Origin of the sequence: Sphingopyxis sp. KK2, from assembly GCF_001990265.1 — a bacterium.
GTDB lineage: Bacteria > Pseudomonadota > Alphaproteobacteria > Sphingomonadales > Sphingomonadaceae > Sphingopyxis.
Map to the genome: position 1 here is coordinate 1 of NZ_LYVN01000068.1, position 20,176 is coordinate 20,176.

Genomic DNA, 20,176 nt, shown 5'->3' on the forward strand with positions numbered 1-20,176 from the left:
GGTGGCGCCCGCCAGTTTGCGCACGGCGCCGATGCGCACGACGTTGCCGACCTGCAGCCCGATCTTGCCATCTCCCGTCATGTGCGCCTCCTTTCCTCGGGTCCGTCAGAAAAACGACGGGCCTGTTCGAAGGGTCTTAACGGACGCGAAATCGGGGGATTAAGCGCGGGGAAGCAAAAAACCAAAGAAAAGGCCCGGCGGCGTCGGAAAACCGACAGCCACCGGGCCAAGGGCAAGGCTCGGGACCTTGATCAGGAACGGTTTTAAGGGATTCAGTCGACCAGGCGCGCGCGGCCGGGGCCGGTGACGACGGCGCTGAGCGCGCTCTTGGCGTCGCTGCCGCGCAGCGCGATCATGTCGCCGACGCGGCCGTCCTGCGTCGCGGTGGCGGCATAGCTGATCGAGAAGCTTTCGGTGTCGATAGTGACGCGGACATTGTCGCCGCGGCGGATGACGGGCGCGGCGGCGGCGGCGGGCTTGGCGACGAAGCCGCCCGCAGCGCTGGCGCCTTCGGGGGCGGTCATCGGCACGCGCAGGCGCCAGCCGAGCGACTGGCAGCGGACGGCGAGCGTCGAACTGTCGAGCGCGGTGACCGACGCCTGTTCGGGGCAGCGCGCCAGCTTGATGCGGCGGTCGATCGGGGTCGCGGTGCGGCCCATGGCATTGGCCACCATCGCGGTGAGCACGTCGATCGTCTGCCAGTCCTCGCTGGCCTGCTGCGCCGATGCGGCGGGGATGCAGGCGGCGAAAGCGGCGATGCCGGTGATGATCTTGCGTTTCATGACCCATCTCCTTCGGTCCAAAATGGTCGTGCTCGTGATTGCAGGATGCGTGCCAGTCGCCCTTTGCCGCGGCTTTCGGCGCGGGCCGCCGGGGGAGCGTCAAAAATCTGACCGGGGCGCCGACGGCCCGGGGGAGGGGCTGCTTCGCCTTCCTGAAAACGGCTGAAAACCAAGGCCAATCCCCATTTGGCACGCCGATTGCATCATGCCTTGGTGTTTTTCGCGCGTCTGCGCCGGCCGGTGCCGGATGAGACCACCGAAAGAAGGAATTTTGTACGATGGCATCAGAGAAGCTCTTCGGCATCCACGCCAGCGCGCTCCAGCTCCGGAGCCAGCGGATGATGATGCTCGCGTCGAACATCGCCAACGCCGCGACGCCCAATTACAAGGCGCGCGACCTCGACTTTTCGAAAGCGCTCGACCTGGCGCAGCAGGGCGGCTCGATGGAAGGCGCGGTCCGCTATCGCGTTCCCGTCCAGGCGTCACTCGACGGCAACACGGTCGAGATGGCGACCGAGCAGACGGCGTTCGCCGAAAATGCGCTCGCCTATCGTTCGAGCCTTTCCTTCCTCTCGGGCCGCGTCAACACGCTGACCCGCGCGCTGAAGGGCGAATGACCATGAACGGCTCGCTCTCGGTCTTTGACATCAGCGGCCGCGCCATGTCGGCGCAGCTCGTCCGCCTCAACACCACCGCGTCGAACCTTGCCAATGCGGGCACGATCGCGGGCAGCGAGGCGGGCGCCTATCGCTCGATGAAGCCGGTGTTCCGCACCGTCATGGACGAAGGCGGCCGCGCCACGGTCGCGGTCGACCAGGTCACCCAGACCAAGATGGCGCCGAGCAAGAAGCACGATCCCAACAACCCGCTGGCCGACAAGGACGGCAATGTCTGGGAAGCCGCGGTCGATAGCGCCGCCGAGCTGGTCGAGATGGTCGAGACCGCGCGCCAGTATCAGAACAACGTCCAGGTCCTCGAAACCGCAAAGGGCCTGATCAACGAAACCCTGCGGATGGGACAGTAAGATGGCCGTGAACAGCGTCACCAATAACAGCAACGTCGTGCTCCAGCCGAAAGGCACGGGCAACCAGATGGGGCAGAATGATTTCCTTCGCCTGATGACGGCGCAGCTGTCGCAGCAGGATCCGTTCAACCCGGTCGATAACCAGCAGATGGTCGCGCAGATGGCGCAATTCTCCAGCCTCGCCGGGATCACCGAGACGAACAGCACGCTTCAGACGATTTCCGACCAGCTCACGGCGCAGACCAAGCTGCTCCAGGACATCAAGGCGGCGACCCCGTCGGTCCCGACCACCCAGACCACCTCTTCGCAATAAGGAACGAAACCCATGTCTTTCTATACCTCGCTTTCGGGCCTCAAGGCCGCGCAGACCGACATGTCGGTCACCTCGAACAACATCGCCAACGCCGGCTCGATCGGCTTCAAGCGCAGCAAGGCGCAGTTCGGCGACATCTTCGCGGCGTCGCCGAACCAGTCGACCAAGACGGTCGCGGGGCAGGGCACGCGCCTGAGCGGCATCACCCAGCAGTTCACGCAAGGGTCGTATGAATCGAGCGAAAAGACGTTCGACATGGCGATCATCGGCGACGGCATGTTCGTCGTGAAGGGCGAACCGCCGCGCAACCAGGTCACCTACACCCGCAACGGCTCCTTCTCGCCGCTCGACGATGGCCGGATCATCGATTCGACCGGGGCGACGCTGCAGCTGCTGCCGGTCGATGCCGACGGCAATGTCACCAGCCGCGACCTCGCCTCGACCACCGACTTCGTCGTGCCGCAGCATGCCGCCGGCAACCCCGACGCGGCGCTGATCAACGTGTCGATCGGCCAAGACGGCCTCGCCACCGCGACCTTTGCCGACGGTTCGAACCAGGTGCTCGGCAAGATCGCGATGGCGACCTTCCCCGCGACCGAGGGCCTGCGCCCGGTCGGCGACGCGCATTGGCAGTCGACCGGCGAAAGCGGCCCGCCGACGATCGATGCCGCGACCAACGGCCCGATGGGCACGATCCAGTCGGGCGCGCTCGAACGATCGAACGTCGATATCACCGAGGAACTGGTGATGCTGATCGCCGCACAGCGCAATTTCCAGGCGAATGCCAAGGCGATCGAGGGTGCGTCCGCGCTGACCCAGACGATCATCGGCCTCCGCTGATCCACCGTTAATCGCCGCCTGCCGGGAGCACTCCTATGGACCGCGTCATCTATACCAGCCTCACCGCGATGCGGGGCAGCATGGCCCGGCAGACGGCGACTGCGAACAATCTCGCCAATGCGCAGACGCCCGGCTTTCGCGCCGACATGGCCGAGGCGCAGACGCTGTGGCTGCACGGCAACGGCGTCGGCGGACGCGCCGTGTCTTCGGAGGAAGTGATCGGCGCCGACATGCGCGCCGGCACGATCACCGCGACGGGCCGCGATCTCGATATCGCGATGGCGCTCGATGCGATGCTGGTCGTCCAGGCGCCGAACGGCGAAGAAGCCTATACCCGCCGCGGCGACCTCCAGGTGTCGCCGAGCGGATTGCTGACCACCGGCGACGGTCACCCGGTGCAGGGTGCGCAGGGCCCGGTCACCATCCCGCCCTCGGATTCGATCAAGATCGACCAGGAGGGGCGTGTGTTCATCGTTCCCGCCGGCGGCGATCCCGAAAACCCGCAAGAGGTCGACCGGGTGCGGCTCGCGACCCCGACGGGGTCGGAGATCGTCAAGGGGCTCGACAACCTGTTCCGCGTCAAGGGCGGCGGCATCCTGCCCGACGATCCCGAGGCCCGCGTCATTACCCGCTCGATCGAGGGTTCGAACGTCACCGCGACGTCGGCGCTCGTCGACATGATCGAGGCCAGCAAGGCCTGGGATTCGCAATTGAAGCTCATCAGCGACGCGCGCGACATGGACAGCTCGACCGCGAACCTGATGGCGCTGCCCCGTTAAGGAGATAGAATATGAGCTATGGTGCCCTTCACGTCGCGCGTACCGGTCTGGATGCCCAGGGCTTTCGGATGCAGGTGATCGCGAACAACCTCGCCAACGTGAACACCACGGGGTTCAAGCGCGACCGCGCCAATTTCGAAACGCTGGGATATCAGATCATGACGCAGGCGGGGGCGCCTTCGTCGGCCGAGAACCGCTATGCCACGGGCCTGAACCTCGGCACCGGCGTCGAGCTGGCCGGCACGTCGCGCATGGAAACGCAGGGCACGCTGCAGACGACGGGCAATGCGCTCGACGTTGCGATCGAGGGTGCGGGCTATTTCCAGGTCCAGATGCCCGACGGTCGCACCGGCTACACCCGCGCGGGCAATTTCGACCGCGCACCCGACGGCACGATCATCACCCCCGACGGCAAGCCGATCCAGCCGCAGATCCAGATTCCCGAGGACGCGACCAGCGTCTCGATCGGCGCCGACGGCACCGTATCGGCGCAGGTCGCGGGCCAATCCGAAGCGACCGAACTCGGCCGCATCGAAATCGCGCGCTTCGCCAACCCCTCGGGGCTGCAGGCGATCGGCGACAATATCCTCGTCGAGACCGCTTCGTCGGGCGCGCCGCTGGTCGGCGCCGCAGGCGAGGAAGGCCGGGGCACGCTGCGCGGCGGCATGCTCGAGGGATCGAACGTCAATGTCGTCGAGGAACTCGTCGACATGATCGAGACCCAGCGCGCGTACGAGGTCAATTCCAAGATGATCCAGGCCACCGACGAGATGATGAAAAATGCTACGCAAACGCTCTAACATCGTCGCCGGCGCGCTTTTCATCTTCCTGCTCGCGGTCCCGGCCGCAGCCGAGGCGAAGAAGGACAAGATCGCGCCCGACGCCTTTACCGTCACGATGCCCGATCCGACATCGGCGCCGCCGCCGGCGAACGGCTCGATCTTCCAGGGCAGCTATGTCGCGCTGACCTCAGGCGCGCGCGCCGGGCAGGTCGGCGACATCTTGACGATCCAGCTCGTCGAGCGGACGGTCGCGTCGAAGAGCAACAGCGCGGGCACCAACCGCGACGGCAGCTTCGGGCTGACCCCGCCGACCACCGGACCGCTGTCGCTGTTCAACCCCAGCGACGTCGCCGCCGGCGGTACCCAGCAGTTCAAGGGCAAGGGCGATGCCGCCCAGTCGAACATGCTGTCGGGCGAAGTCACCGTGACTGTCGCCGCCGTCTATCCGAACGGCACGATGCTGGTGAAGGGCGAGAAGCTGATCACGCTCAATCGCGGCGACGAACGCGTCCAGATTGCGGGTCTCGTTCGCTCGGCCGACGTGAGTCCGGACAATCGCGTCCTGTCGACGCGCGTCGCCAATGCGCACATCCGCTACACGGGGAAGGGCGAAATCGCCCGCGCCAGCCAGCAGGGTTGGTTGCAGCGCTTCTTCTCGATCATCAGCCCGTTCTGACCCAGACACGAAGGGACCAACTCCGTGCCGATACGCCATGCCATCCTCACCTTTCTGACCCTTTTGGTCGCGAGCTTCGCCTTCGCCGTTCCGGCGCAGGCCGAACGCATCAAGGATATGGGCCAGTTCCAGGGCCTGCGCGCCAACCAGCTGACCGGCTATGGGCTGGTCGTCGGGCTTGCGGGCACGGGCGACGACAGCCTCGATTATTCGACGCTGGGCATGAAGGGTGCGATGCAGCGTTTCGGCCTGACGCTGCCCGCCGGCGTGAACCCGGCGCTGAAGAACGCTGCGGCAGTGATGATTACCGCCGAATTGCCGCCCTTCGCCAAGCCCGGCCAGCGCCTCGACGTCACCGTTTCGGCGATCGGCAAGGCCAAGAGCCTGCGCGGCGGCACGCTCGTGCTCGCCCCGCTCTATGGGGCCGACGGCCAGATCTATGCGATGGTGCAGGGCAATCTTGTCATCGGCGGGCTCGGTGTCGATGCCGCCGACGGGTCGAAGCTGACGGTCAATGTGCCGTCGAGCGGCCGTATCGCGGGCGGCGCCACCGTCGAACGCGCGGTCGACACCGGCTTTGCCTATGGCGACCAGCTGATCTTCAACCTTCACCAGTTCGACGCGACCAATGCCAAGAGCGTGACCGACGCCATCAACACCGCGATGCCCGGAACCGCGACGATGCTCGACGGTGCCAGCATCTCGATCCGCGCGGCCGGCGCAGCCGACACCCGCATGCGGCTGATGTCGCAGATTGAGAATCTGGGTGTGCAGCGTGCCGAACCGCCGGCGAAGGTCATCGTCAACGCGCGCACCGGCACCGTGGTCATCAACGGCGCGGTTCGCGTCGGCACCGCCGCGGTGTCGCAGGGCAAGCTCACCGTCTCGATCAAGGAATCGCCGACCGTCGTCCAGCCGGCACCGTTCAGCCGCGGCCAGACCGCGGTCGAACAGTCGAGCGACGTCGAGGTGACCGAGGAATATCGCCCGATGATGCTGGTCAAGCCGACCGCATCGCTGTCCGAACTCGTCGATGCGATCAATCGCATGGGCGTTCCCCCCGGCGACCTTGTCGCCATCCTCGAGGCGCTGAGCCAGGCCGGCGCGCTCACCGCAGAACTGGTGATCATATGACGAGCCCCATTTCTTCTTCGACTGCGATCCCTGCGCCGACGGCAGCCGGCGGCGGCGGCGACGGCTTGCGCAAGGCGGCCGAAGCGTTCGAGGCGGTGATCCTGCGCCAGCTGATGGCGTCGATGCGCCAGGCGAAGCTCGGCGACGATATCTTCGGGTCGAGCGCCACCGACAATTTCCGCGAGATGGCCGACGCCAAGACCGCCGACAGCATCGCCGCGATGCGCCAGTTCGGCATCGCCGACATGGTCGAGCGCCAGTTCAAGGGTATCGCCGCCAGCGGTCCGACCAGCCTGGGCGGAGGCGTGCAATGAGCGACCTGCTGAGCATCGGTGCGAGCGGGCTCAAGGCCTATTCGCGTGCGATGTCGACCATCGGCGACAATATCGCCAACGCGCAGACCCCGGGCTATGCCCGGCGGACGCTCGCGCTCAAGGAAATGGCGAGCGGCACCGAATCGGCGCTCGTCGGCCGCAATGTCAGCCCCGGCGGCGTGACGATCCGCGGCATCACGCGCGCGGTCGACAAATGGCTGATCGACGATGCGCGCGTGTCGGAAAGCGACGCGACCCGCGCCGCGACCCGGCTGTCGTGGATGAACCGCGCCGAGGATGCCCTGAGCAACGACAATAATGGGATCGGGACCAACCTTACCAAGCTGTTCACCACCGCCGACAAGCTGACCGCCGATCCGAACAACAAGACGCTGCGCGCCGAATTCCTGCAGACGATGAAGGACATCGCGACAGGGTTCCAGGGCACCGCCAAGGAACTGTCGGACATGTCGGGCGGCATCGCGGACGCCGCCCAGACGTCGGTCGGCGAACTCAACACCAATCTCGATGCGCTCGAACGGATCAACGACGGGCTGCGCAAGGCGCGCCCGGGTTCGACCAACGAGGCGAGCCTGCTCGACGAACGCGACCGGCTGGTCGACCAGATCTCGACCCAGATGCCGGTGACGGCGAGCTATGACGACCGGGGCACGGTGACGCTGCGTGCGTCGTCGGGCGACACGCTGGTCGGCAATGCGACCGTCACCCATGTCGCGGTGACGACCGCCGCCGACGGCCGGCTGTCCTTTTCGGTCGGCGGCAATGGCTTCGAGCCGGGGTCGGGCAACCTCGCCGGGCTGGGACAGGCCGCCGATCATGTCGCCGACCAGCGCGCCGGGCTCGACGCCGCGGCGGCGCAGTTCGCGGGTCAGCTCAACGCCGCACATCAGGCGGGCACCGACGCCAATGGCAATGCCGGCCAGCCGCTCTTTTCGGGGACGACGGCCGCGACGCTGACCGCGACGTCGCTGACGCCCGACCAGGTCGCTGCGGCCAATGCGAGCGGGTCGAACGGCAATATGCTCGCCATCGGCGGCATGCGCGGCGCGAACGATCCCGAAGCCGCCTGGGCCGGCCGCCTCGCCGAACAGGCGCAGGCGACCGCTTCGGCGCGGGCGCAGGAATCGGCCGCGTGGACGCGCGCCGACGGCGCCGCCGCGGCGCGCGACAGTGTCAGCGGGGTCGACCTCGACCAGGAAGCCGCCGACCTGCTGCGCTTCCAGCAGGCCTATTCCGCCGCCGCGCGCACGATCCAGGTCGCGCGCGAGACGATGCAAGCGCTGCTGAGCGCCATCTGACGATTTAAGGAAGGGACCGCGCGATGATCAACGCCGTGGGCAACCGCATGACGCGCGAGATCGCCCGCCAGTCGAAACTGGCGGACCAGCTCGAACGCATCCAGACGCAGATTTCGGGCGGCACCAAGTTGCTGCGCGCCTCCGACGACCCGGTCGCCTCGCGGCGCATCGCGACGATCGGCAAGGCGCAGGCGAGCACCACGACCTGGGCGGCGAACGTCAAGAGCGCGAGCGCGCAGGTGTCGCAGGCCGACACCGCGCTCGGCTCGGTAAGCAGCCTGCTCACCCGCGCGCGCGAGCTGACGCTGTCGGCGTCGAGCGCGACGACCAATCCGGCCGACCGCGCGAGCATCGCCGCCGAATTGTCGGCGATCGCCGACGAGATCGACGGTTTCGCCGCGACGCGCGACTCCAATGGCGAGCCCCTGTTCGCTGCCAACGCCAAGCAGGTGCGCTTCGACGCCGACATCAGCTTCGCGCCGTTGCCGTCGGCGAGCACCGCCTTCGTCGTCGATGGCAACAGCGTGTCGACCGGGCTGCGCGATGCCGCCGCCGCGATCACCGCCGGCGATACGGCGGCGATCGGCACTGCGCTGACGACGCTCAGCGGCGCGATCTCGCACGTCGCCGACCAGCGCGCGGCTATGGGCCTGTCCGCCGGGCGGCTCGAACGCATCGGCGACAGCCTCGAGGTGCGCGGCATCAGCCTGTCGGACGAACGTTCGGCGGTCGAGGATACCGATTTGTCGGTCGCGATCGCGGAGCTCAACGCTCAGAAACTGACGCTCGACGCGGCGCAGGCGGCGTTCGCGCGGATCAACCGCCAGACCTTGTTCGACATTTTGAACTGAGGCGAGGGGCTCCGCCCTAAATCTTTCGCCGCCGCTGCCGTTAATCATCAAGACGTCCCCAATCGCTGGGGTTCGCCCCAGTCGGAGCCCATCGCGCATGTTTCCCGTAATCGGCATCATTGTCCTGCTGGTTTTGGTGTTCGGGGGCTTTGCGCTCACCGGGGGCAACCTCGGACCCGTGATGCACGCGCTGCCGCACGAAATGCTCATCATCGGCGGCGCCGCGGTCGGATCGCTGATCATCGGCAATTCGGGCAAGGAGCTGAAGGCGCTCGGCGGCGGCTTCGGCAAGGTGTTCAAGGGGCCGACCTACAAAAAGGCCGACTATCTCGACTGCATCCTGCTCGTCTCGACGCTGATGAAGATGATGCGCACCGAGGGACCGGTCGCGGTCGAACCGCATATCGAGGATCCGGCGAGCTCGCCGATCTTCCAGCAATATCCCAAGCTCGCCAAGGACCAGACGCTCGTCCACCTGATCTGCGACACGCTGCGCCTGGTCGTCGTGTCGTCGGGCACGCTCGACCCGCATGCGGTCGAAGAGGTGATGGACAGCGCGATCAAGAACCATCACCACCACGCGATCAAGCCCGCCGACGGTCTGCAGAGCCTGGCCGACGCGCTGCCCGCACTCGGCATCGTCGCGGCGGTGCTCGGCGTCGTGAAGACGATGGGCTCGATCGACAAGCCGCCCGAAGTGCTCGGCGGCATGATCGGTTCGGCGCTCGTCGGCACCTTCCTCGGCGTGTTGCTCGCCTATGGTCTCGTCGGTCCCTTCGCGACGCGCGCCCGCGCGGTGATCGAAAGCGACGCCGCCATCTATCATACGGTGAAGCAGCTCATCATCGCCTCGCTGCACGGCCATCCGCAGCCGCTGGTCATCGAGGCCGCGCGCTCGGGCGTCGACCATGACAACCAGCCGAGCTTCGCCGAAGTCTTTGACGGCATGCGCGGTCGCTGATGGCCGCGCGTCCGAATACCCCTTTACGCCCGATCATCGTCAAGAAGATCATCGAGGCGCCGCATGGTGGTCACCATGGTGGCGCCTGGAAGGTTGCCTATGCCGACTTCGTGACCGCGATGATGGCCTTCTTCCTGCTCATGTGGCTGCTCGGTGCGACGACCGAGAAGCAGCGCAAGGCACTTGCCGACTATTTTGCGCCGACGCTCGTCCAGTCGAAACAGGACACCGCAGGATCGAACGGGCTGTTCGGCGGCGATTCGCTCGTGTCGGTCGACAAATATCCGAACGCCGCCGGCCAGACCGGTACGCGGGCGATGACGATCCCGCGCGACGCCACCGGCGGTCCGCGCGAGGCGTCGGGTCGCGAGCGTCAGCGCGCCAATTTCCAGAAGCTCGCCAAGTCGCTGCTGCGCGAGGTCCAGGCGAAGGCCGAGATCCGGCGCCTCGCGCCGAACATCCGCTTCACCGAGACGCGCGAGGGGCTGCGCATCGACGTCGTCGACGATGCCGATTTCTCGATGTTCGTCGTCGGCACCAACCAGCTGACGCCCGAGGCGACCAAATTGTTCGCGCAGATCGCGACGATGGTCGCCGAGGTGCCGAACCAGGTGATGATCCGCGGCCACACCGACGCCAGCCCCTGGTCGGCGAAGGCGGGCACCAACAATTGGCGCCTGTCGGTCGAACGCGCCGAGGTCGCGCGGCAATATCTGGAGTATCGCGGCATCGCCACCAGCCGCTTCGCACGCATCGAGGGGGTGGCCGATACCGAGCCCTATGTTCCCTCGAACCGATTCGATCCGCGCAACCGCCGCATCTCGATCACTCTCGGCTGGGACAATGGTGGCAACAATTAGCGCCAGTTTGGCAGCATTATAATCCTTAACGACGGACATCCGCCGTCATTACTGCCAGATTGGTAATATCCCTTTGTTTTGAAGGGGTTAGGTCCGTTTGGTTAGTCTTTTGTTTACCAGATTCCGCAATCTCTTGGGTCATCGAGAAGCGCCGAATTCGGGGGGCGCGGTGGAGATCGAAATGACCAAGGTGGGGACTTGCGGCGACCAGGCCGCGCTTGAAATGCTGATCATCGGGACGAGCCCGGCGGCCGTGCGCCTGCGCGACATGATCCGCCGCGTGGCCCGCTCCAACGCCTCGGTCATGCTCTGCGGCCCCTCGGGCTCGGGCAAGGAACTGGTGGCCCGCGCGATCCACGACGAAGGCGCCCGTTCGGGCAAGGCCTTCTCCGCCATCAACTGCGGCGCGATCCCCGGCGACCTTATCGAATCCGAACTTTTTGGGCATGAAAAGGGCAGCTTCACCGGCGCCCACGCCCGCCGCATCGGCCATTTCGAAGCAAGCGAGGGCGGCACGCTCTTCCTCGACGAAATCGGCGACATGCGTTTCGACATGCAGGTCAAACTGCTCCGCGTGCTGGAGGAACGGACGATCGTCCGCGTCGGCAGCAGCGATGTGAAGGCCGTCGACGTCCGCGTCATTTCGGCCACCCACCAGGATCTCGGCGCCGCGATCGCCGATGGCAAGTTCCGCGAAGACCTGTTCTTCCGGCTCGGCGTGGTTGTGCTCCAGGTCCCCAGCCTTGCAGACCGCGTCGAGGATATTCCCGCGCTCATCCGCCACTTCCAGCGCAAGATGCCGGGCGAGGCCAAGTGCCGCTTCGACAATGACGCGACGGCGCTGCTGATGCAGCACCGCTGGCCGGGCAATGTCCGCGAGCTGCGCAACTTCGTCGAGCGCGCCAGCGTGCTGCACGGCGGCGAAACGCTCGGTGCCGACGATGTCGCCATCCTTTTGAACCCCACCGCAGCGCTTGCGCCGCGACAGGCCGTCCCCACCGGATTTGTCGCGGCGCCGGCCAGCGCGGAAGATTTCGCGCCGGCCGCGCCCGCCACCAAGGCGCCGGCGCCGGGCCGCCCGATCGACCTCAAGCGCGAGATCGAGACGATCGAGCTCGAGCAGATCCATGTCGCGCTCGACCTTGCCGACGGCATCATTTCGGAAGCCGCGCGTCTCCTGACGCTCAAGCGCACCACGCTCATCGAAAAGATGCGCAAATACGGAGTTCAGCAACAGGCAGCCTGAGGCTACCCCACCAGCCTCAGTGCCGCTGAATCGGCACCGGTTCTTTCCCTCTGTCGCCAGTCCCCACCTTGGCGATGGAAGAGGGAAGGGGCCGGTGCCGAAGTTATTTTGGGGTGGTGCGGTTTTGGGGTGGGCAGCTGTCCTGAAGATCCTCCCCACGCGAAGCGATGGGGGAGGGGGACCGCCGCGAAGCGGTGGTGGAGGGGTAGCGACGGTGCGTCCTGGCGCGAGGTCGCTGACCCCTCCGTCAGCCCTGCGGGCTGCCACCTCCCCATCGCTGCGCGTGGGGAGGATCTGGAACGGCAGCTAACGCACGAAAGCCGCCCCTCTTACCGCAGCTGACGCCACGCCCCGCTGACGGTCTTCACGCCGTCGAGCAACTCATCCAGATCCTCGGCGCTGTTCGCGGCGACAGCTTTGTCGAGCTTGCGGCGCATGCTGCTGTAGACGCGCGACAGCGCGCCGGCGACGTCGCCGCCGGCCTGGTGGTCGAGTCCGGCGTCGAGCCCGATCAGGATCGCGCGCGCGCGGTGCGCGGGTTCGGTCGCCGAGACCGGCTGGCCCTGACGCACCATCGCGGCGAGCACGCCGATCGCGATCTCCAGCTCGTCGTAAAGCATCGTGACCAGTTCGACGGGGTCTGCGCCCGCCGCGCGGCTTTCGCTCTGCATACGGCGGTAATGGCCGGTCGCGCGGACCGTGGAGGCGGTGGCTGCCATGGCGATCGCCCTCAATTGTTATTCTGGTTGTTCCACATCTCGATCTGTTGCTCGAGATAGGATTGGGTCGCCTTGAACGCCGCGAGTTTCGCATCGAGCCCGCCGAACTGCTTTTCGAGCCGTGCGGCATAGGCCTCCTCGCGCAGCTCGATCTTCTCGAGCGTTTCGGCGAGGCTTTCCTTCTTGTCCTCGAGCGATTTCGACACGCGGTCGATCGCGCCGTTGGTCGCGATCGCCTTGTCGCGGATCGCGTCGAGCGCAAAGGCGATGCCGGGGTCGCTCGTTTCGGTGTGCGTTGCGTCGCGGCGTGGGTTGAACAGCGCCTCGACCGCGCCGGCGTCTGTCGCGAGCGCCTTTTCCAGCTTGGCCGAATCGAGCGACAACAGCCCGTCCTTGGTCGTGCCGATGCCGATGTCGGACAGCTTGTTGATGCTGCCGTGGCTGGTCAGCACCTTACTGACGAGCGCCTGCAATTCGCGTTCGAGTTCGCGAAGGCCGGACGTCGCGCCCGTTGTGCTGCTGACGCTTTTCAGGCTTGTTTTCAGCTGGTTATAGACCGAAACGAAATCGCCGACGGTTTGCTTGATCAGGTCGAGCGGGCGGCTCGCGCCGATGTCGACCGGCTGGCCGGGGGCCGCTTTCTTGAGCGTCAGCGACATGCCGGGCACGACATCGTCGACGATGTTGCTCGCGCGGCTGAAGGCGACGCCGTCGATGGTGAAAGTGGCGTTGGCGGCGCTCTGCCCCAGCGTCATGCCGCCGCCGCTGCCATAGGCGAAGCCCGAGAGGGCGGGGGTGGCGGTTTCGAGCGTGAAGGCGTTGGCCTCGCCGGTCGGGCCCTTCAGGATCATGCGATAGCCGCCGTCGTCGGCGACGATCGACGCGGTGACCCCGGCGCCGCTGGCATTGATCGCATTGGCGAGCCCGTCGAGGCTGTCGTTGGTCGCGCCGATCGTGATCGTCTTGGCGACCCCGCCGACGGTCAGCGTCATGCTGCCCTGGCCGATCGCCGCGCTCTTGCTGGCGACGATGCCCGAATAGACGGTCTGCGCGCGCGCGAGCTGCGTCACTTCGACGGTGGCGGAAAAGCTGTCGGCGGTCATGCCGGCGCGCGCAGTGGCGCCGAGCACGCTCTCGTCGGACACGGTGGGCGTGCTGCGCAGCGAACCGTCCGAGACCATCTGGGCGAGCGAGTCGGCGAAGCCCTCAAGGTCGGACTTGGCCTGCGCCAACGCGCTGATCTTCGCATTATTCTGCTTGGTCAGCGTGTTGACGCGTTCGACCTTGGGCTCGCGCGAGGCGGCGGCCAGGTCGGTGACCAGTTGCTTGGTGTCGATCCCCGATCCGAAACCGAGGCTGTTGGCGATTGAGCTGACCATGCGCGATATCCTTCAGACCCGATAACGGCGGCGCGCGCGGAAGTTTAAGCCTGTTTTCGTCCGTCGGCATCGAAGTGATGCGATACCGGAACCTCGACCGCCGGCTGCGCCAGCCCGTCGGCCACCGCCTGCTCGAGGCGGAAGACGAAGGCGAGGATGGTCGCGACCGCGACGAACAATTCCTCGGGGATCACACGCCCGGCGCGCGCGGTAAAGTAGATCGCGCGGGCGAGCTGCGGATATTCGAGGATCGGGACGGCGGTCCCGCGGGCGAGTTCGCGGATCGCCAGCGCGACGTCGCCGCGCCCGCGCGCGACGACCACCGGTGCGGCGTCGATGCCGGGGCGATAGCGCAAGGCGACCGAGAAGTGGGTCGGGTTGGTGAGGATCACGGTCGCTTCGGACACCGCTTTGCGCGCCGACCCGCTCAGCATTTCGTGCGCGCGCTGGCGCTGCGCCTGCTTGAGTTCGGGGGCACCGTCGGACTGGCGGCTCTCGTCCTTGATTTCCTGCTTGCTCATCATCAGTCGCTTGCGGCGCTGCATCCACTGCACCGGCACGTCGATCAGCGCGATGATCACCAGCCCGCCGGCCATCACGAGCACCGAATGCGCGACCACCTTGCCCGCCAGCCCGACCGCACCGTTGAGGTCGCTCGACGCGAGGTGGAGGATCGCGGGCAGATTCTTCGCGACGAGCCAGTAGCCTATGCCGCCGAGCAGCAGCACTTTTGCGAGCGCCTTGCCGAGTTCGGTCGCGCCCTGCATGCCGAACATGCGCTTGAGCCCGTTCATCGGGTTGATGCGGCTGCCCTTGAATTCGAGCGACTTGCCGCGCCAGCCCATCGAACCGAGGAGCGCGGGACCGGCAAAGGCGGCGAGCAGCGCGGCGCCGAACAGGCTTGCGAGCGGCAGGAGGATATCGACGCCGTTGCGCAGCAGCGCCTCGCCGGGGGCGAAATCGGTGATGTCGCCGCGGTCGAGCGTCAGCCCGCGCGACAGCAGTTCGCCCGCGGACTGGACGAACCAGCCGCCGGCGGCGATCAGCCAGCCTGCCGCGACGAGCATCATCAGCGCGGTCGCGAGTTCGCGCGACTGCAAGATATCGCCGTCGCGCGCCGCGTCGGCGAGCTTCTTCGGCGTTGGCAGTTCGGTTTTCTGGTCCTTGTCGGTCGTCTCGGACATGCGTCAGATCCCCGCGACCATGCGCGCGGCGTCGAGCGCGTCGGACAGGATCATCGCGAGCCCCTCGGCCATCACGGGGGTGGCGACGCCGAGCAGGACGACGCCCGCGAGCAGGGTCGCCGGAATGCCGACCGCGAACAGGTTGAGCGCCGGCGCCGAGCGCCCGATGACGCCCATGATGATCTGGACGAGGACGAGCACGAAGCCGACGGGCAGCGCGATCGTCAGCCCGGCGGCGAACATCAGGCTGCCGAAGCGCAGGATGCCGCCGATCGTATCCCACGAGGGAAAAGCGTTGCCGGGGGGCAGCGCATTATAGCTGTCGACGATGATCGAGATCAGCACGAGGTGCCCGTCGGCGGCAAGGAAGATCGCGGTCGCGAGCATCGACAGGAACTGCCCGATCGCCGAACTCGACGCGCCGCTCAGCGGATCGACCATCGACGCGAAGCCGAGGCCCATCGCATTGCTGATCGTCTCGCCCGCGATCAATGCGGCGGCGAGCCCCATCTGGAGCACGAAGCCCATGGCGAGGCCGATGACGACCTCGCCGATGATCAGGAAGAAACCGGGGACCGACACGATGCCCTCGGGGGGCAGCGCCATGCCCGATGCCGCGACCGCGGGCACGCCGACCGCGAGCGCGATGACGAGGCGGAGCTGGATCGGGACATTGGTCGCGCCGAACACCGGCGCCGCGAGGAAGCAGGCGCCGGGGCGGATCATGCCGAGCATCCACAGCTGCAGCATCGCCTCCACATTCGGGATGTCGGCGGGGTTCATCGGCCGTTAGCGGACGAGCGTCGGAATCTGCGCGAAAATCTCGCGGGTGAAATCGGTGAGCAGCACGAGGATGCTGCCGCCGAAGATCGCGAGGCAGACCGCGGCGACGATCAGCTTGGGAATGAAGGTCAACGTCTGTTCGTTGATCGACGTCGCCGCCTGCACCATGCCGAGCAGCACGCCGATCACGAGGATCGGGATGAGCAGGGGCGCGGTGGCGAGCGCGAGGATCCACAGCGATTGTTGCGCGACCCCGATGAAATAATCGGCTTCCATATCTCGCTAGGTCCCGAAAGAGGAGGCGAGCGAGCCCATCGTCAGCGCCCACCCGTCGACAAGGACGAAGAGCAACAGCTTGAAAGGCATCGATATGATCGTTGGCGACAGCATCATCATACCGAGGGACATCAGCGCCGAGGCGACGATCAGGTCGATGATCAGGAAGGGCAGGAAGATCAGGAAGCCGATCTGGAACGCGGTCTTGAGTTCGCTGGTGACGAAGGCCGGCAGCAGGATCGAGAAGGGCACGTCCTTCGGGCTGGCATAGGTCGGCGCCTTGGCGATCTTGGCGAACATCATCAGGTCGGACTTGCGCGTCTGGGTGAGCATGAAGGCGTGCAGCGAATCGCCCGAGCGGACGACCGCGGTGCCGATATCGATCTGTTCCTGGCCATAGGGTTCGATCGCGACGCGGTTCACTTCGGTAATGACCGGCGCCATCACGAACAGCGACAGGAACAGGCTGAGCCCGACGAGCACCTGGTTCGGCGGCGTCTGTTGCAACCCGAGCGCGTGGCGCAGGATCGACAGCACGATGATGATGCGGGTGAAGCTGGTCATCATGAGCAGCAGCGACGGCAGCACCGTCAGCAGGCTCATCAGGACGAGGATCTGGAGCGACAACGACAAGGGGCGGCCATCGCCGCCGAGTTCGTTCACCGCGCGGCCGAGGCCGCTCGCTTCCTGCGCATAGGCGGCGGGCGCCGCGACGAGCAGCGCGACGCCGCCGGCGATAACCGCGGCGCGCAGCATGGTTTGCCTAGTCGACATGGAAATCGCCCTGGCTGTTGTCGGCGAGCCGGGTGACGGTGCCGCGCGAGACCGACAGCAGGATGCGCTGGCCGGCGAATTCGACGACGGTCAGCTTGGTGCCGGGACCGAGCGGCATCACGTCGATCATCTCGATCGCGCGCGCGCGCTTCGCGGTCTGGCCGGGTAGCTGGAGCGTGCCCATCTGGACCTTTTTCCACAGCCACAGGCTGCCCCACGCCATGCCGCCGACGAGCGGCAGCAGGATGAGCAGGCGCAGGATATATTCGAACATCAGGCCCTCCGGTCGAAACCGGCAAGGCCGCGGTCGGGGGCGACCACTTCGGCGACCTGGATGCCATAGCGGCCGTCGACATTGACGATCTCGCCGCGCGCGATCAGCGTGCCATTGGCATAGATATCGAGCAGTTCGTTCGCGGCGCGGTCGAGTTCGACGACGCTGCCTTCGGTCATCGACAGCAGCTGCGCGAGCGTCATGCTCGTCGACCCGACCTCGACCGAGACGCGCAGCGAGACCCCGGCGAGCAGGTCGAAATTGGGGGCCATCGCCATATCCTTGCTGTCGCGACGATCACGGCGACCGGCGCCTTCGCTCATGTCACTCATGGTCCGATCCTTTTTCGATATGCTCGATCATTATGGCTGCATTCCCATTGGCTTCGCCGATGCTGCCGACCGCGAAACTGCGGCCGGCGACGGTTACCGGAACATTGCGCGGAATGGTTAACGGAATGATATCACCGACCTCCAAACCGAGCAGTTTGACCAAAGAAATTTCGGGACGGGCCAGAACCGAGCGCACCGGAAGGCGAACTTCTTTCAAGGCGCCGCTCAGCGTCGCGGTCCAGGCCGCGTCGGCGGCGCTCAACTCGCGCGCTTCGGGGACGGGTTCGGCGCCGGCGATGCCGCGCAGCGCGGCGACCGGATAGGCGCAGGCGATGACGCGGCCGTCGAGCTTGCCGCCGCGCAGCACGAAGCGCTGGATCAGCAGTTCGTCGTCGGCGCGCACCGCAGCGAGCTTGGCGGGGTCGCCGGTGACGCAGTCGAGTTCGGGCGCGATCGCAAGCTTGTCGCCCCATGCCGCGGCGAGCTGCAACCCCATGTCGCGGCCAAGCCGCGCGGCGAAGCGTTCCTCAGCATCGGTCAGCTCTTCGCGTTCGGCTGCGAGCTGGCCTTTGCCGCCGTAGAAGATGTCGACGAGTTGCAGAATCAGCGGGCGCGCGCCGGCGAGCAGGACCGGGCCTTTCATCGGCGGCGTGTGATAGCGCCAGAAGATCGCCGGTGCCGATGCAGCAGTCCAGTCGGCGAAGCGCATGACTTCGGCCGCCTGCCGTTCGACCTGCACCGTCGGTGCGCCGAGCGCGCGGATCAGGTCGCGCAGCGATTTCGCGAACTGGTTCGCGACGCCGTCGAGCACTGGAAAGGCATAGCCGCCTTCCGACTTGCGCAGCAGCAGCGACGCCTTGGCGTCATCGCCCGCGGTCTCGGCGGCGGGTGCGGCCTTGGCGGTCGGCGCCTTGGGCGCCTTGAAGGGATTGGCCTTGGTGGTCACTGGATCACCAGGCTCGTGAAATAGACATTGTCGATGCCGCCGAAACCTTCCTTGTCGCGGAGGACCTGGTTGATCGCGTTGGTCAGCTGGCGCTGCAGCTGCTGCTTGCCATGCGAGGTCGACAGCAAGGCGGGATCCTGTTCGGCGAGCACCATCAGCACGGCGGAGCGGATCGGCGTGTCCTGGCGCTCGACATTGGCGACGACCTTGCCGTCATAATAGGTCGACAGGCTGATCCCGACCTGGAGGAAGCCCGATCCGTCGGCGAGATTGGTGGTGAAGCTCTGCGCGATCGGAACATAGGTGATCTCATATTTGCGCGGATCGACCTTGAACTTGTCGTTCGGGACCGAGACCGTGCCGACCTTCGGCGCCGGCGCCTCGCCGCCTTCGCCCTTTGCCGCAGGTTCGGCGGCGGGGTCGCGCACGACCAGCTTGGGATAATGATCCTCGGGCTTTTCGGCATGTGCGGCCATCCCGCCGCCGAAATAGATGCCAGCACCCGCACCGCCGCCGATCAGCACGATGGCGCCGACGGTGATCATCAGCAGTTTCTTCATTCCGCCCTTTTTCTTGGGTTCGGCGGCGTCGCCCTTATCCTTGCTCATCACTCTGCTCCTCGTCAGGCGAAGCGGCCGCGGCGGTCGCCAGCGCGCTCATGGTCACGGGTTTCGCGTGCGTCGGCACGCTCGGTTGCGGTTTCGATCAGATGCGCGGCGTCCTGCGCCGGGCTGCGGCCCTGGCCCTGCTGCGACTGGCGGCCGGTGTCGGTCGGATTGTGGGTCACCTGCGTATCGGCGACGCGCACGCCCTGTTGGCGCAGGTCGTCGACGAGGCGGACCTGCGCCGCGGTGACGATCGTCGCGGTCGCCTCATGCTGGGTGTCGAGCTTGAGCGACATGCCCTCGTCGCCCATCATCATCGACACGTCGAGACGGCCGAGGTGGCGCGGCATCAGGCGGAAGCTGACCTCGTTCGACGCCGATTTGGTCGCGGCGATGTCCGACGCGAGCTGTTCGATCCACGCGTCGTCGCTCGTCATGTCGAGCACGCGCTCGGCGACGATTGCGGGCTTGGCGGCCTCGGCGACGCCGCCGGCCTGCGCAGCGGGCTGCGCAAAGAGGACCGTCATCGACGGTTCGGCGGCGGGCTTGGCGGCCGGTGCGTCGGCGGCCGCGAGCGAGGGCAGGGCGATCGCGGCATCGCGCGTCTTCGGCGCGGCCATCGGCAGCGCGGGCGCGTCGTCGCGGCGTTGCGGCGCGGTTTCGACGGCGGGCTTGCCGGCCGGGCGCGGTTCGGCGGGCGCGGCGGCGAAGACGGGCAAGGCGGCGACGGGCGCGCCTTCCGCTGCAACGTCGCTTTCGTCGCCCTTGGCCGCTTCGCCTTCGGTCGCGGGGGCCGCGACCGCCGGTTTGGCGGGGGCGGGCTTCGCGGTCGGCGCGGCGAATTGCGCCAGCGTCGCGAGCAGTTCATTGGCGGCGAGGATCGCCTTGTCGGGCGCCGCGACCTCGGGCTTCGCCGGGACGGGCGCGTCTTCGGCGGTCGCCGCATCCGGCGAAGCGAGCGCGATCTGCGGCGCGACGGCGGGCATCGGCATCGGCGCGGCGGGGTTCTCGATGGCGCTTGCC

The 20,176-nt window shown here is 66.8% G+C and carries 27 protein-coding genes; 15 read left to right on the plus strand and 12 right to left on the minus strand.

Features of this window, described 5'->3' with window-relative positions; translation table 11 throughout:
• Window positions 1-267 (plus strand): hypothetical protein (locus B1A78_RS22980; protein ID WP_218667975.1); only part of this gene is annotated, 267 nt, incomplete at its 5' end.
• A gap of 5 nt (window positions 268-272) precedes the next feature.
• Here B1A78_RS22980 and B1A78_RS12450 read toward each other — a convergent pair.
• Entirely contained in the window at window positions 273-782 is a 510-nt protein-coding gene (locus B1A78_RS12450) for a flagella basal body P-ring formation protein FlgA (protein WP_077147283.1), read from the minus strand.
• 278 nt (window positions 783-1,060) lie between these two features.
• Here B1A78_RS12450 and B1A78_RS12455 point away from each other — a divergent pair, with 278 nt between their 5' ends.
• The 14 genes from B1A78_RS12455 to B1A78_RS12520 all read left to right on the plus strand — a co-directional run bounded on the left by B1A78_RS12455 (window position 1,061) and on the right by B1A78_RS12520 (window position 11,881).
• Window positions 1,061-1,399: a flagellar basal body protein gene (locus B1A78_RS12455; protein WP_077147284.1), complete on the plus strand. Its 339-nt coding sequence runs from the start codon at window positions 1,061-1,063 to the stop codon at window positions 1,397-1,399.
• Window positions 1,396-1,806 (plus strand): flagellar basal body rod protein FlgC, encoded by a 411-nt coding sequence (gene flgC / locus B1A78_RS12460; protein WP_077147285.1) that lies wholly within the window; start codon window positions 1,396-1,398, stop codon window positions 1,804-1,806. Before B1A78_RS12455 ends, flgC begins: the two co-directional genes overlap by 4 nt.
• Window position 1,807: 1 nt before the next feature.
• On the plus strand, window positions 1,808-2,119 hold the full coding sequence (locus B1A78_RS12465) for a flagellar hook assembly protein FlgD (RefSeq protein ID WP_077147286.1): 312 nt from the start codon (window positions 1,808-1,810) through the stop codon (window positions 2,117-2,119).
• A gap of 12 nt (window positions 2,120-2,131) precedes the next feature.
• Window positions 2,132-2,959, plus strand: a complete 828-nt coding sequence (locus tag B1A78_RS12470; protein WP_077147287.1) for a flagellar hook-basal body complex protein — start codon at window positions 2,132-2,134, stop codon at window positions 2,957-2,959.
• 35 nt (window positions 2,960-2,994) lie between these two features.
• Complete coding sequence (locus B1A78_RS12475) at window positions 2,995-3,738, plus strand: flagellar basal body rod protein FlgF (RefSeq protein WP_077147288.1); 744 nt, start codon at window positions 2,995-2,997, stop codon at window positions 3,736-3,738.
• 11 nt (window positions 3,739-3,749) lie between these two features.
• Window positions 3,750-4,538 (plus strand): flagellar basal-body rod protein FlgG, encoded by a 789-nt coding sequence (gene flgG, locus B1A78_RS12480; protein WP_077147289.1) that lies wholly within the window; start codon window positions 3,750-3,752, stop codon window positions 4,536-4,538.
• The gene (locus tag B1A78_RS12485; protein ID WP_077147290.1) at window positions 4,519-5,196 is read left to right on the plus strand and encodes a flagellar basal body L-ring protein FlgH; all 678 of its coding nucleotides are present in this window, start codon (window positions 4,519-4,521) and stop codon (window positions 5,194-5,196) included. Before flgG ends, B1A78_RS12485 begins: the two co-directional genes overlap by 20 nt.
• A gap of 24 nt (window positions 5,197-5,220) precedes the next feature.
• Window positions 5,221-6,330 carry a flagellar basal body P-ring protein FlgI gene (locus B1A78_RS12490; protein WP_077147291.1) on the plus strand — a complete coding sequence of 370 codons (1,110 nt, stop codon included), beginning with the start codon at window positions 5,221-5,223 and terminating at the stop codon, window positions 6,328-6,330.
• Window positions 6,327-6,644, plus strand: coding sequence for a rod-binding protein (locus B1A78_RS12495; RefSeq protein WP_077147292.1), 318 nt, complete (start codon window positions 6,327-6,329; stop codon window positions 6,642-6,644). The genes B1A78_RS12490 and B1A78_RS12495 overlap by 4 nt, the downstream gene beginning before the upstream one ends.
• Window positions 6,641-7,963, plus strand: coding sequence for a flagellar hook-associated protein FlgK (gene flgK, locus B1A78_RS12500; RefSeq protein WP_077147293.1), 1,323 nt, complete (start codon window positions 6,641-6,643; stop codon window positions 7,961-7,963). Before B1A78_RS12495 ends, flgK begins: the two co-directional genes overlap by 4 nt.
• Before the next feature lie 23 nt (window positions 7,964-7,986).
• The gene (locus B1A78_RS12505) at window positions 7,987-8,814 is read left to right on the plus strand and encodes a flagellin (RefSeq protein ID WP_077147294.1); all 828 of its coding nucleotides are present in this window, start codon (window positions 7,987-7,989) and stop codon (window positions 8,812-8,814) included.
• Window positions 8,815-8,911: 97 nt separating this feature from the next.
• Window positions 8,912-9,775, plus strand: a complete 864-nt coding sequence (motA, locus tag B1A78_RS12510) for a flagellar motor stator protein MotA (RefSeq protein ID WP_077147295.1) — start codon at window positions 8,912-8,914, stop codon at window positions 9,773-9,775.
• Window positions 9,775-10,635, plus strand: coding sequence for a flagellar motor protein MotB (locus tag B1A78_RS12515; RefSeq protein WP_077147296.1), 861 nt, complete (start codon window positions 9,775-9,777; stop codon window positions 10,633-10,635). Before motA ends, B1A78_RS12515 begins: the two co-directional genes overlap by 1 nt.
• A gap of 181 nt (window positions 10,636-10,816) precedes the next feature.
• Complete coding sequence (locus B1A78_RS12520) at window positions 10,817-11,881, plus strand: sigma-54-dependent Fis family transcriptional regulator (protein ID WP_077147308.1); 1,065 nt, start codon at window positions 10,817-10,819, stop codon at window positions 11,879-11,881.
• 329 nt (window positions 11,882-12,210) lie between these two features.
• Here the strand turns inward: B1A78_RS12520 and B1A78_RS12525 are convergent, their stop codons facing one another.
• The 11 genes from B1A78_RS12525 to B1A78_RS12575 form a co-directional block, all read right to left on the minus strand.
• On the minus strand, window positions 12,211-12,600 hold the full coding sequence (locus B1A78_RS12525; RefSeq protein ID WP_077147297.1) for a flagellar protein FliS: 390 nt from the start codon (window positions 12,598-12,600) through the stop codon (window positions 12,211-12,213).
• A gap of 11 nt (window positions 12,601-12,611) precedes the next feature.
• Entirely contained in the window at window positions 12,612-13,979 is a 1,368-nt protein-coding gene (gene fliD, locus B1A78_RS12530) for a flagellar filament capping protein FliD (protein WP_077147298.1), read from the minus strand.
• A 44-nt stretch (window positions 13,980-14,023) separates the two neighbouring features.
• Entirely contained in the window at window positions 14,024-15,163 is a 1,140-nt protein-coding gene (gene flhB, locus B1A78_RS12535) for a flagellar type III secretion system protein FlhB (protein WP_077147299.1), read from the minus strand.
• A 3-nt stretch (window positions 15,164-15,166) separates the two neighbouring features.
• Window positions 15,167-15,946 carry a flagellar biosynthetic protein FliR gene (gene fliR, locus B1A78_RS12540; protein WP_077147300.1) on the minus strand — a complete coding sequence of 260 codons (780 nt, stop codon included), beginning with the start codon at window positions 15,944-15,946 and terminating at the stop codon, window positions 15,167-15,169.
• A 6-nt stretch (window positions 15,947-15,952) separates the two neighbouring features.
• A complete protein-coding gene (locus B1A78_RS12545; protein ID WP_077147301.1) occupies window positions 15,953-16,222 on the minus strand; it encodes a flagellar biosynthetic protein FliQ in 270 nt (89 codons plus the stop codon).
• 6 nt (window positions 16,223-16,228) lie between these two features.
• Complete coding sequence (fliP, locus tag B1A78_RS12550; protein WP_077147302.1) at window positions 16,229-16,996, minus strand: flagellar type III secretion system pore protein FliP; 768 nt, start codon at window positions 16,994-16,996, stop codon at window positions 16,229-16,231.
• Window positions 16,986-17,270 carry a flagellar biosynthetic protein FliO gene (locus B1A78_RS12555; protein WP_077147303.1) on the minus strand — a complete coding sequence of 95 codons (285 nt, stop codon included), beginning with the start codon at window positions 17,268-17,270 and terminating at the stop codon, window positions 16,986-16,988. Before B1A78_RS12555 ends, fliP begins: the two co-directional genes overlap by 11 nt.
• Window positions 17,270-17,602 (minus strand): flagellar motor switch protein FliN, encoded by a 333-nt coding sequence (fliN, locus tag B1A78_RS12560; RefSeq protein WP_077147304.1) that lies wholly within the window; start codon window positions 17,600-17,602, stop codon window positions 17,270-17,272. Before fliN ends, B1A78_RS12555 begins: the two co-directional genes overlap by 1 nt.
• Window positions 17,595-18,548, minus strand: coding sequence for a FliM/FliN family flagellar motor switch protein (locus B1A78_RS12565; RefSeq protein WP_077147305.1), 954 nt, complete (start codon window positions 18,546-18,548; stop codon window positions 17,595-17,597). Before B1A78_RS12565 ends, fliN begins: the two co-directional genes overlap by 8 nt.
• Window positions 18,545-19,156, minus strand: coding sequence for a flagellar basal body-associated FliL family protein (locus B1A78_RS12570; protein WP_077147306.1), 612 nt, complete (start codon window positions 19,154-19,156; stop codon window positions 18,545-18,547). Before B1A78_RS12570 ends, B1A78_RS12565 begins: the two co-directional genes overlap by 4 nt.
• A gap of 14 nt (window positions 19,157-19,170) precedes the next feature.
• A partial coding sequence (locus B1A78_RS12575) for a flagellar hook-length control protein FliK (protein ID WP_218667976.1) occupies window positions 19,171-20,176 on the minus strand: 1,006 nt, incomplete at its 5' end.

Coding starts and splice junctions, on each gene's coding strand:
- B1A78_RS12450 (WP_077147283.1), bottom strand. CDS start 782: ATGAAACGCAAGATCATCACCGGCATCGCCGCTTTCGCCGCCTGCATC.
- B1A78_RS12455 (WP_077147284.1), top strand. CDS start 1,061: ATGGCATCAGAGAAGCTCTTCGGCATCCACGCCAGCGCGCTCCAGCTC.
- flgC (WP_077147285.1), top strand. CDS start 1,396: ATGACCATGAACGGCTCGCTCTCGGTCTTTGACATCAGCGGCCGCGCC.
- B1A78_RS12465 (WP_077147286.1), top strand. CDS start 1,808: ATGGCCGTGAACAGCGTCACCAATAACAGCAACGTCGTGCTCCAGCCG.
- B1A78_RS12470 (WP_077147287.1), top strand. CDS start 2,132: ATGTCTTTCTATACCTCGCTTTCGGGCCTCAAGGCCGCGCAGACCGAC.
- B1A78_RS12475 (WP_077147288.1), top strand. CDS start 2,995: ATGGACCGCGTCATCTATACCAGCCTCACCGCGATGCGGGGCAGCATG.
- flgG (WP_077147289.1), top strand. CDS start 3,750: ATGAGCTATGGTGCCCTTCACGTCGCGCGTACCGGTCTGGATGCCCAG.
- B1A78_RS12485 (WP_077147290.1), top strand. CDS start 4,519: ATGCTACGCAAACGCTCTAACATCGTCGCCGGCGCGCTTTTCATCTTC.
- B1A78_RS12495 (WP_077147292.1), top strand. CDS start 6,327: ATGACGAGCCCCATTTCTTCTTCGACTGCGATCCCTGCGCCGACGGCA.
- flgK (WP_077147293.1), top strand. CDS start 6,641: ATGAGCGACCTGCTGAGCATCGGTGCGAGCGGGCTCAAGGCCTATTCG.
- B1A78_RS12505 (WP_077147294.1), top strand. CDS start 7,987: ATGATCAACGCCGTGGGCAACCGCATGACGCGCGAGATCGCCCGCCAG.
- motA (WP_077147295.1), top strand. CDS start 8,912: ATGTTTCCCGTAATCGGCATCATTGTCCTGCTGGTTTTGGTGTTCGGG.
- B1A78_RS12515 (WP_077147296.1), top strand. CDS start 9,775: ATGGCCGCGCGTCCGAATACCCCTTTACGCCCGATCATCGTCAAGAAG.
- B1A78_RS12520 (WP_077147308.1), top strand. CDS start 10,817: ATGACCAAGGTGGGGACTTGCGGCGACCAGGCCGCGCTTGAAATGCTG.
- B1A78_RS12525 (WP_077147297.1), bottom strand. CDS start 12,600: ATGGCAGCCACCGCCTCCACGGTCCGCGCGACCGGCCATTACCGCCGT.
- fliD (WP_077147298.1), bottom strand. CDS start 13,979: ATGGTCAGCTCAATCGCCAACAGCCTCGGTTTCGGATCGGGGATCGAC.
- flhB (WP_077147299.1), bottom strand. CDS start 15,163: ATGTCCGAGACGACCGACAAGGACCAGAAAACCGAACTGCCAACGCCG.
- fliR (WP_077147300.1), bottom strand. CDS start 15,946: ATGAACCCCGCCGACATCCCGAATGTGGAGGCGATGCTGCAGCTGTGG.
- B1A78_RS12545 (WP_077147301.1), bottom strand. CDS start 16,222: ATGGAAGCCGATTATTTCATCGGGGTCGCGCAACAATCGCTGTGGATC.
- fliP (WP_077147302.1), bottom strand. CDS start 16,996: ATGTCGACTAGGCAAACCATGCTGCGCGCCGCGGTTATCGCCGGCGGC.
- B1A78_RS12555 (WP_077147303.1), bottom strand. CDS start 17,270: ATGTTCGAATATATCCTGCGCCTGCTCATCCTGCTGCCGCTCGTCGGC.
- fliN (WP_077147304.1), bottom strand. CDS start 17,602: ATGAGTGACATGAGCGAAGGCGCCGGTCGCCGTGATCGTCGCGACAGC.
- B1A78_RS12570 (WP_077147306.1), bottom strand. CDS start 19,156: ATGAGCAAGGATAAGGGCGACGCCGCCGAACCCAAGAAAAAGGGCGGA.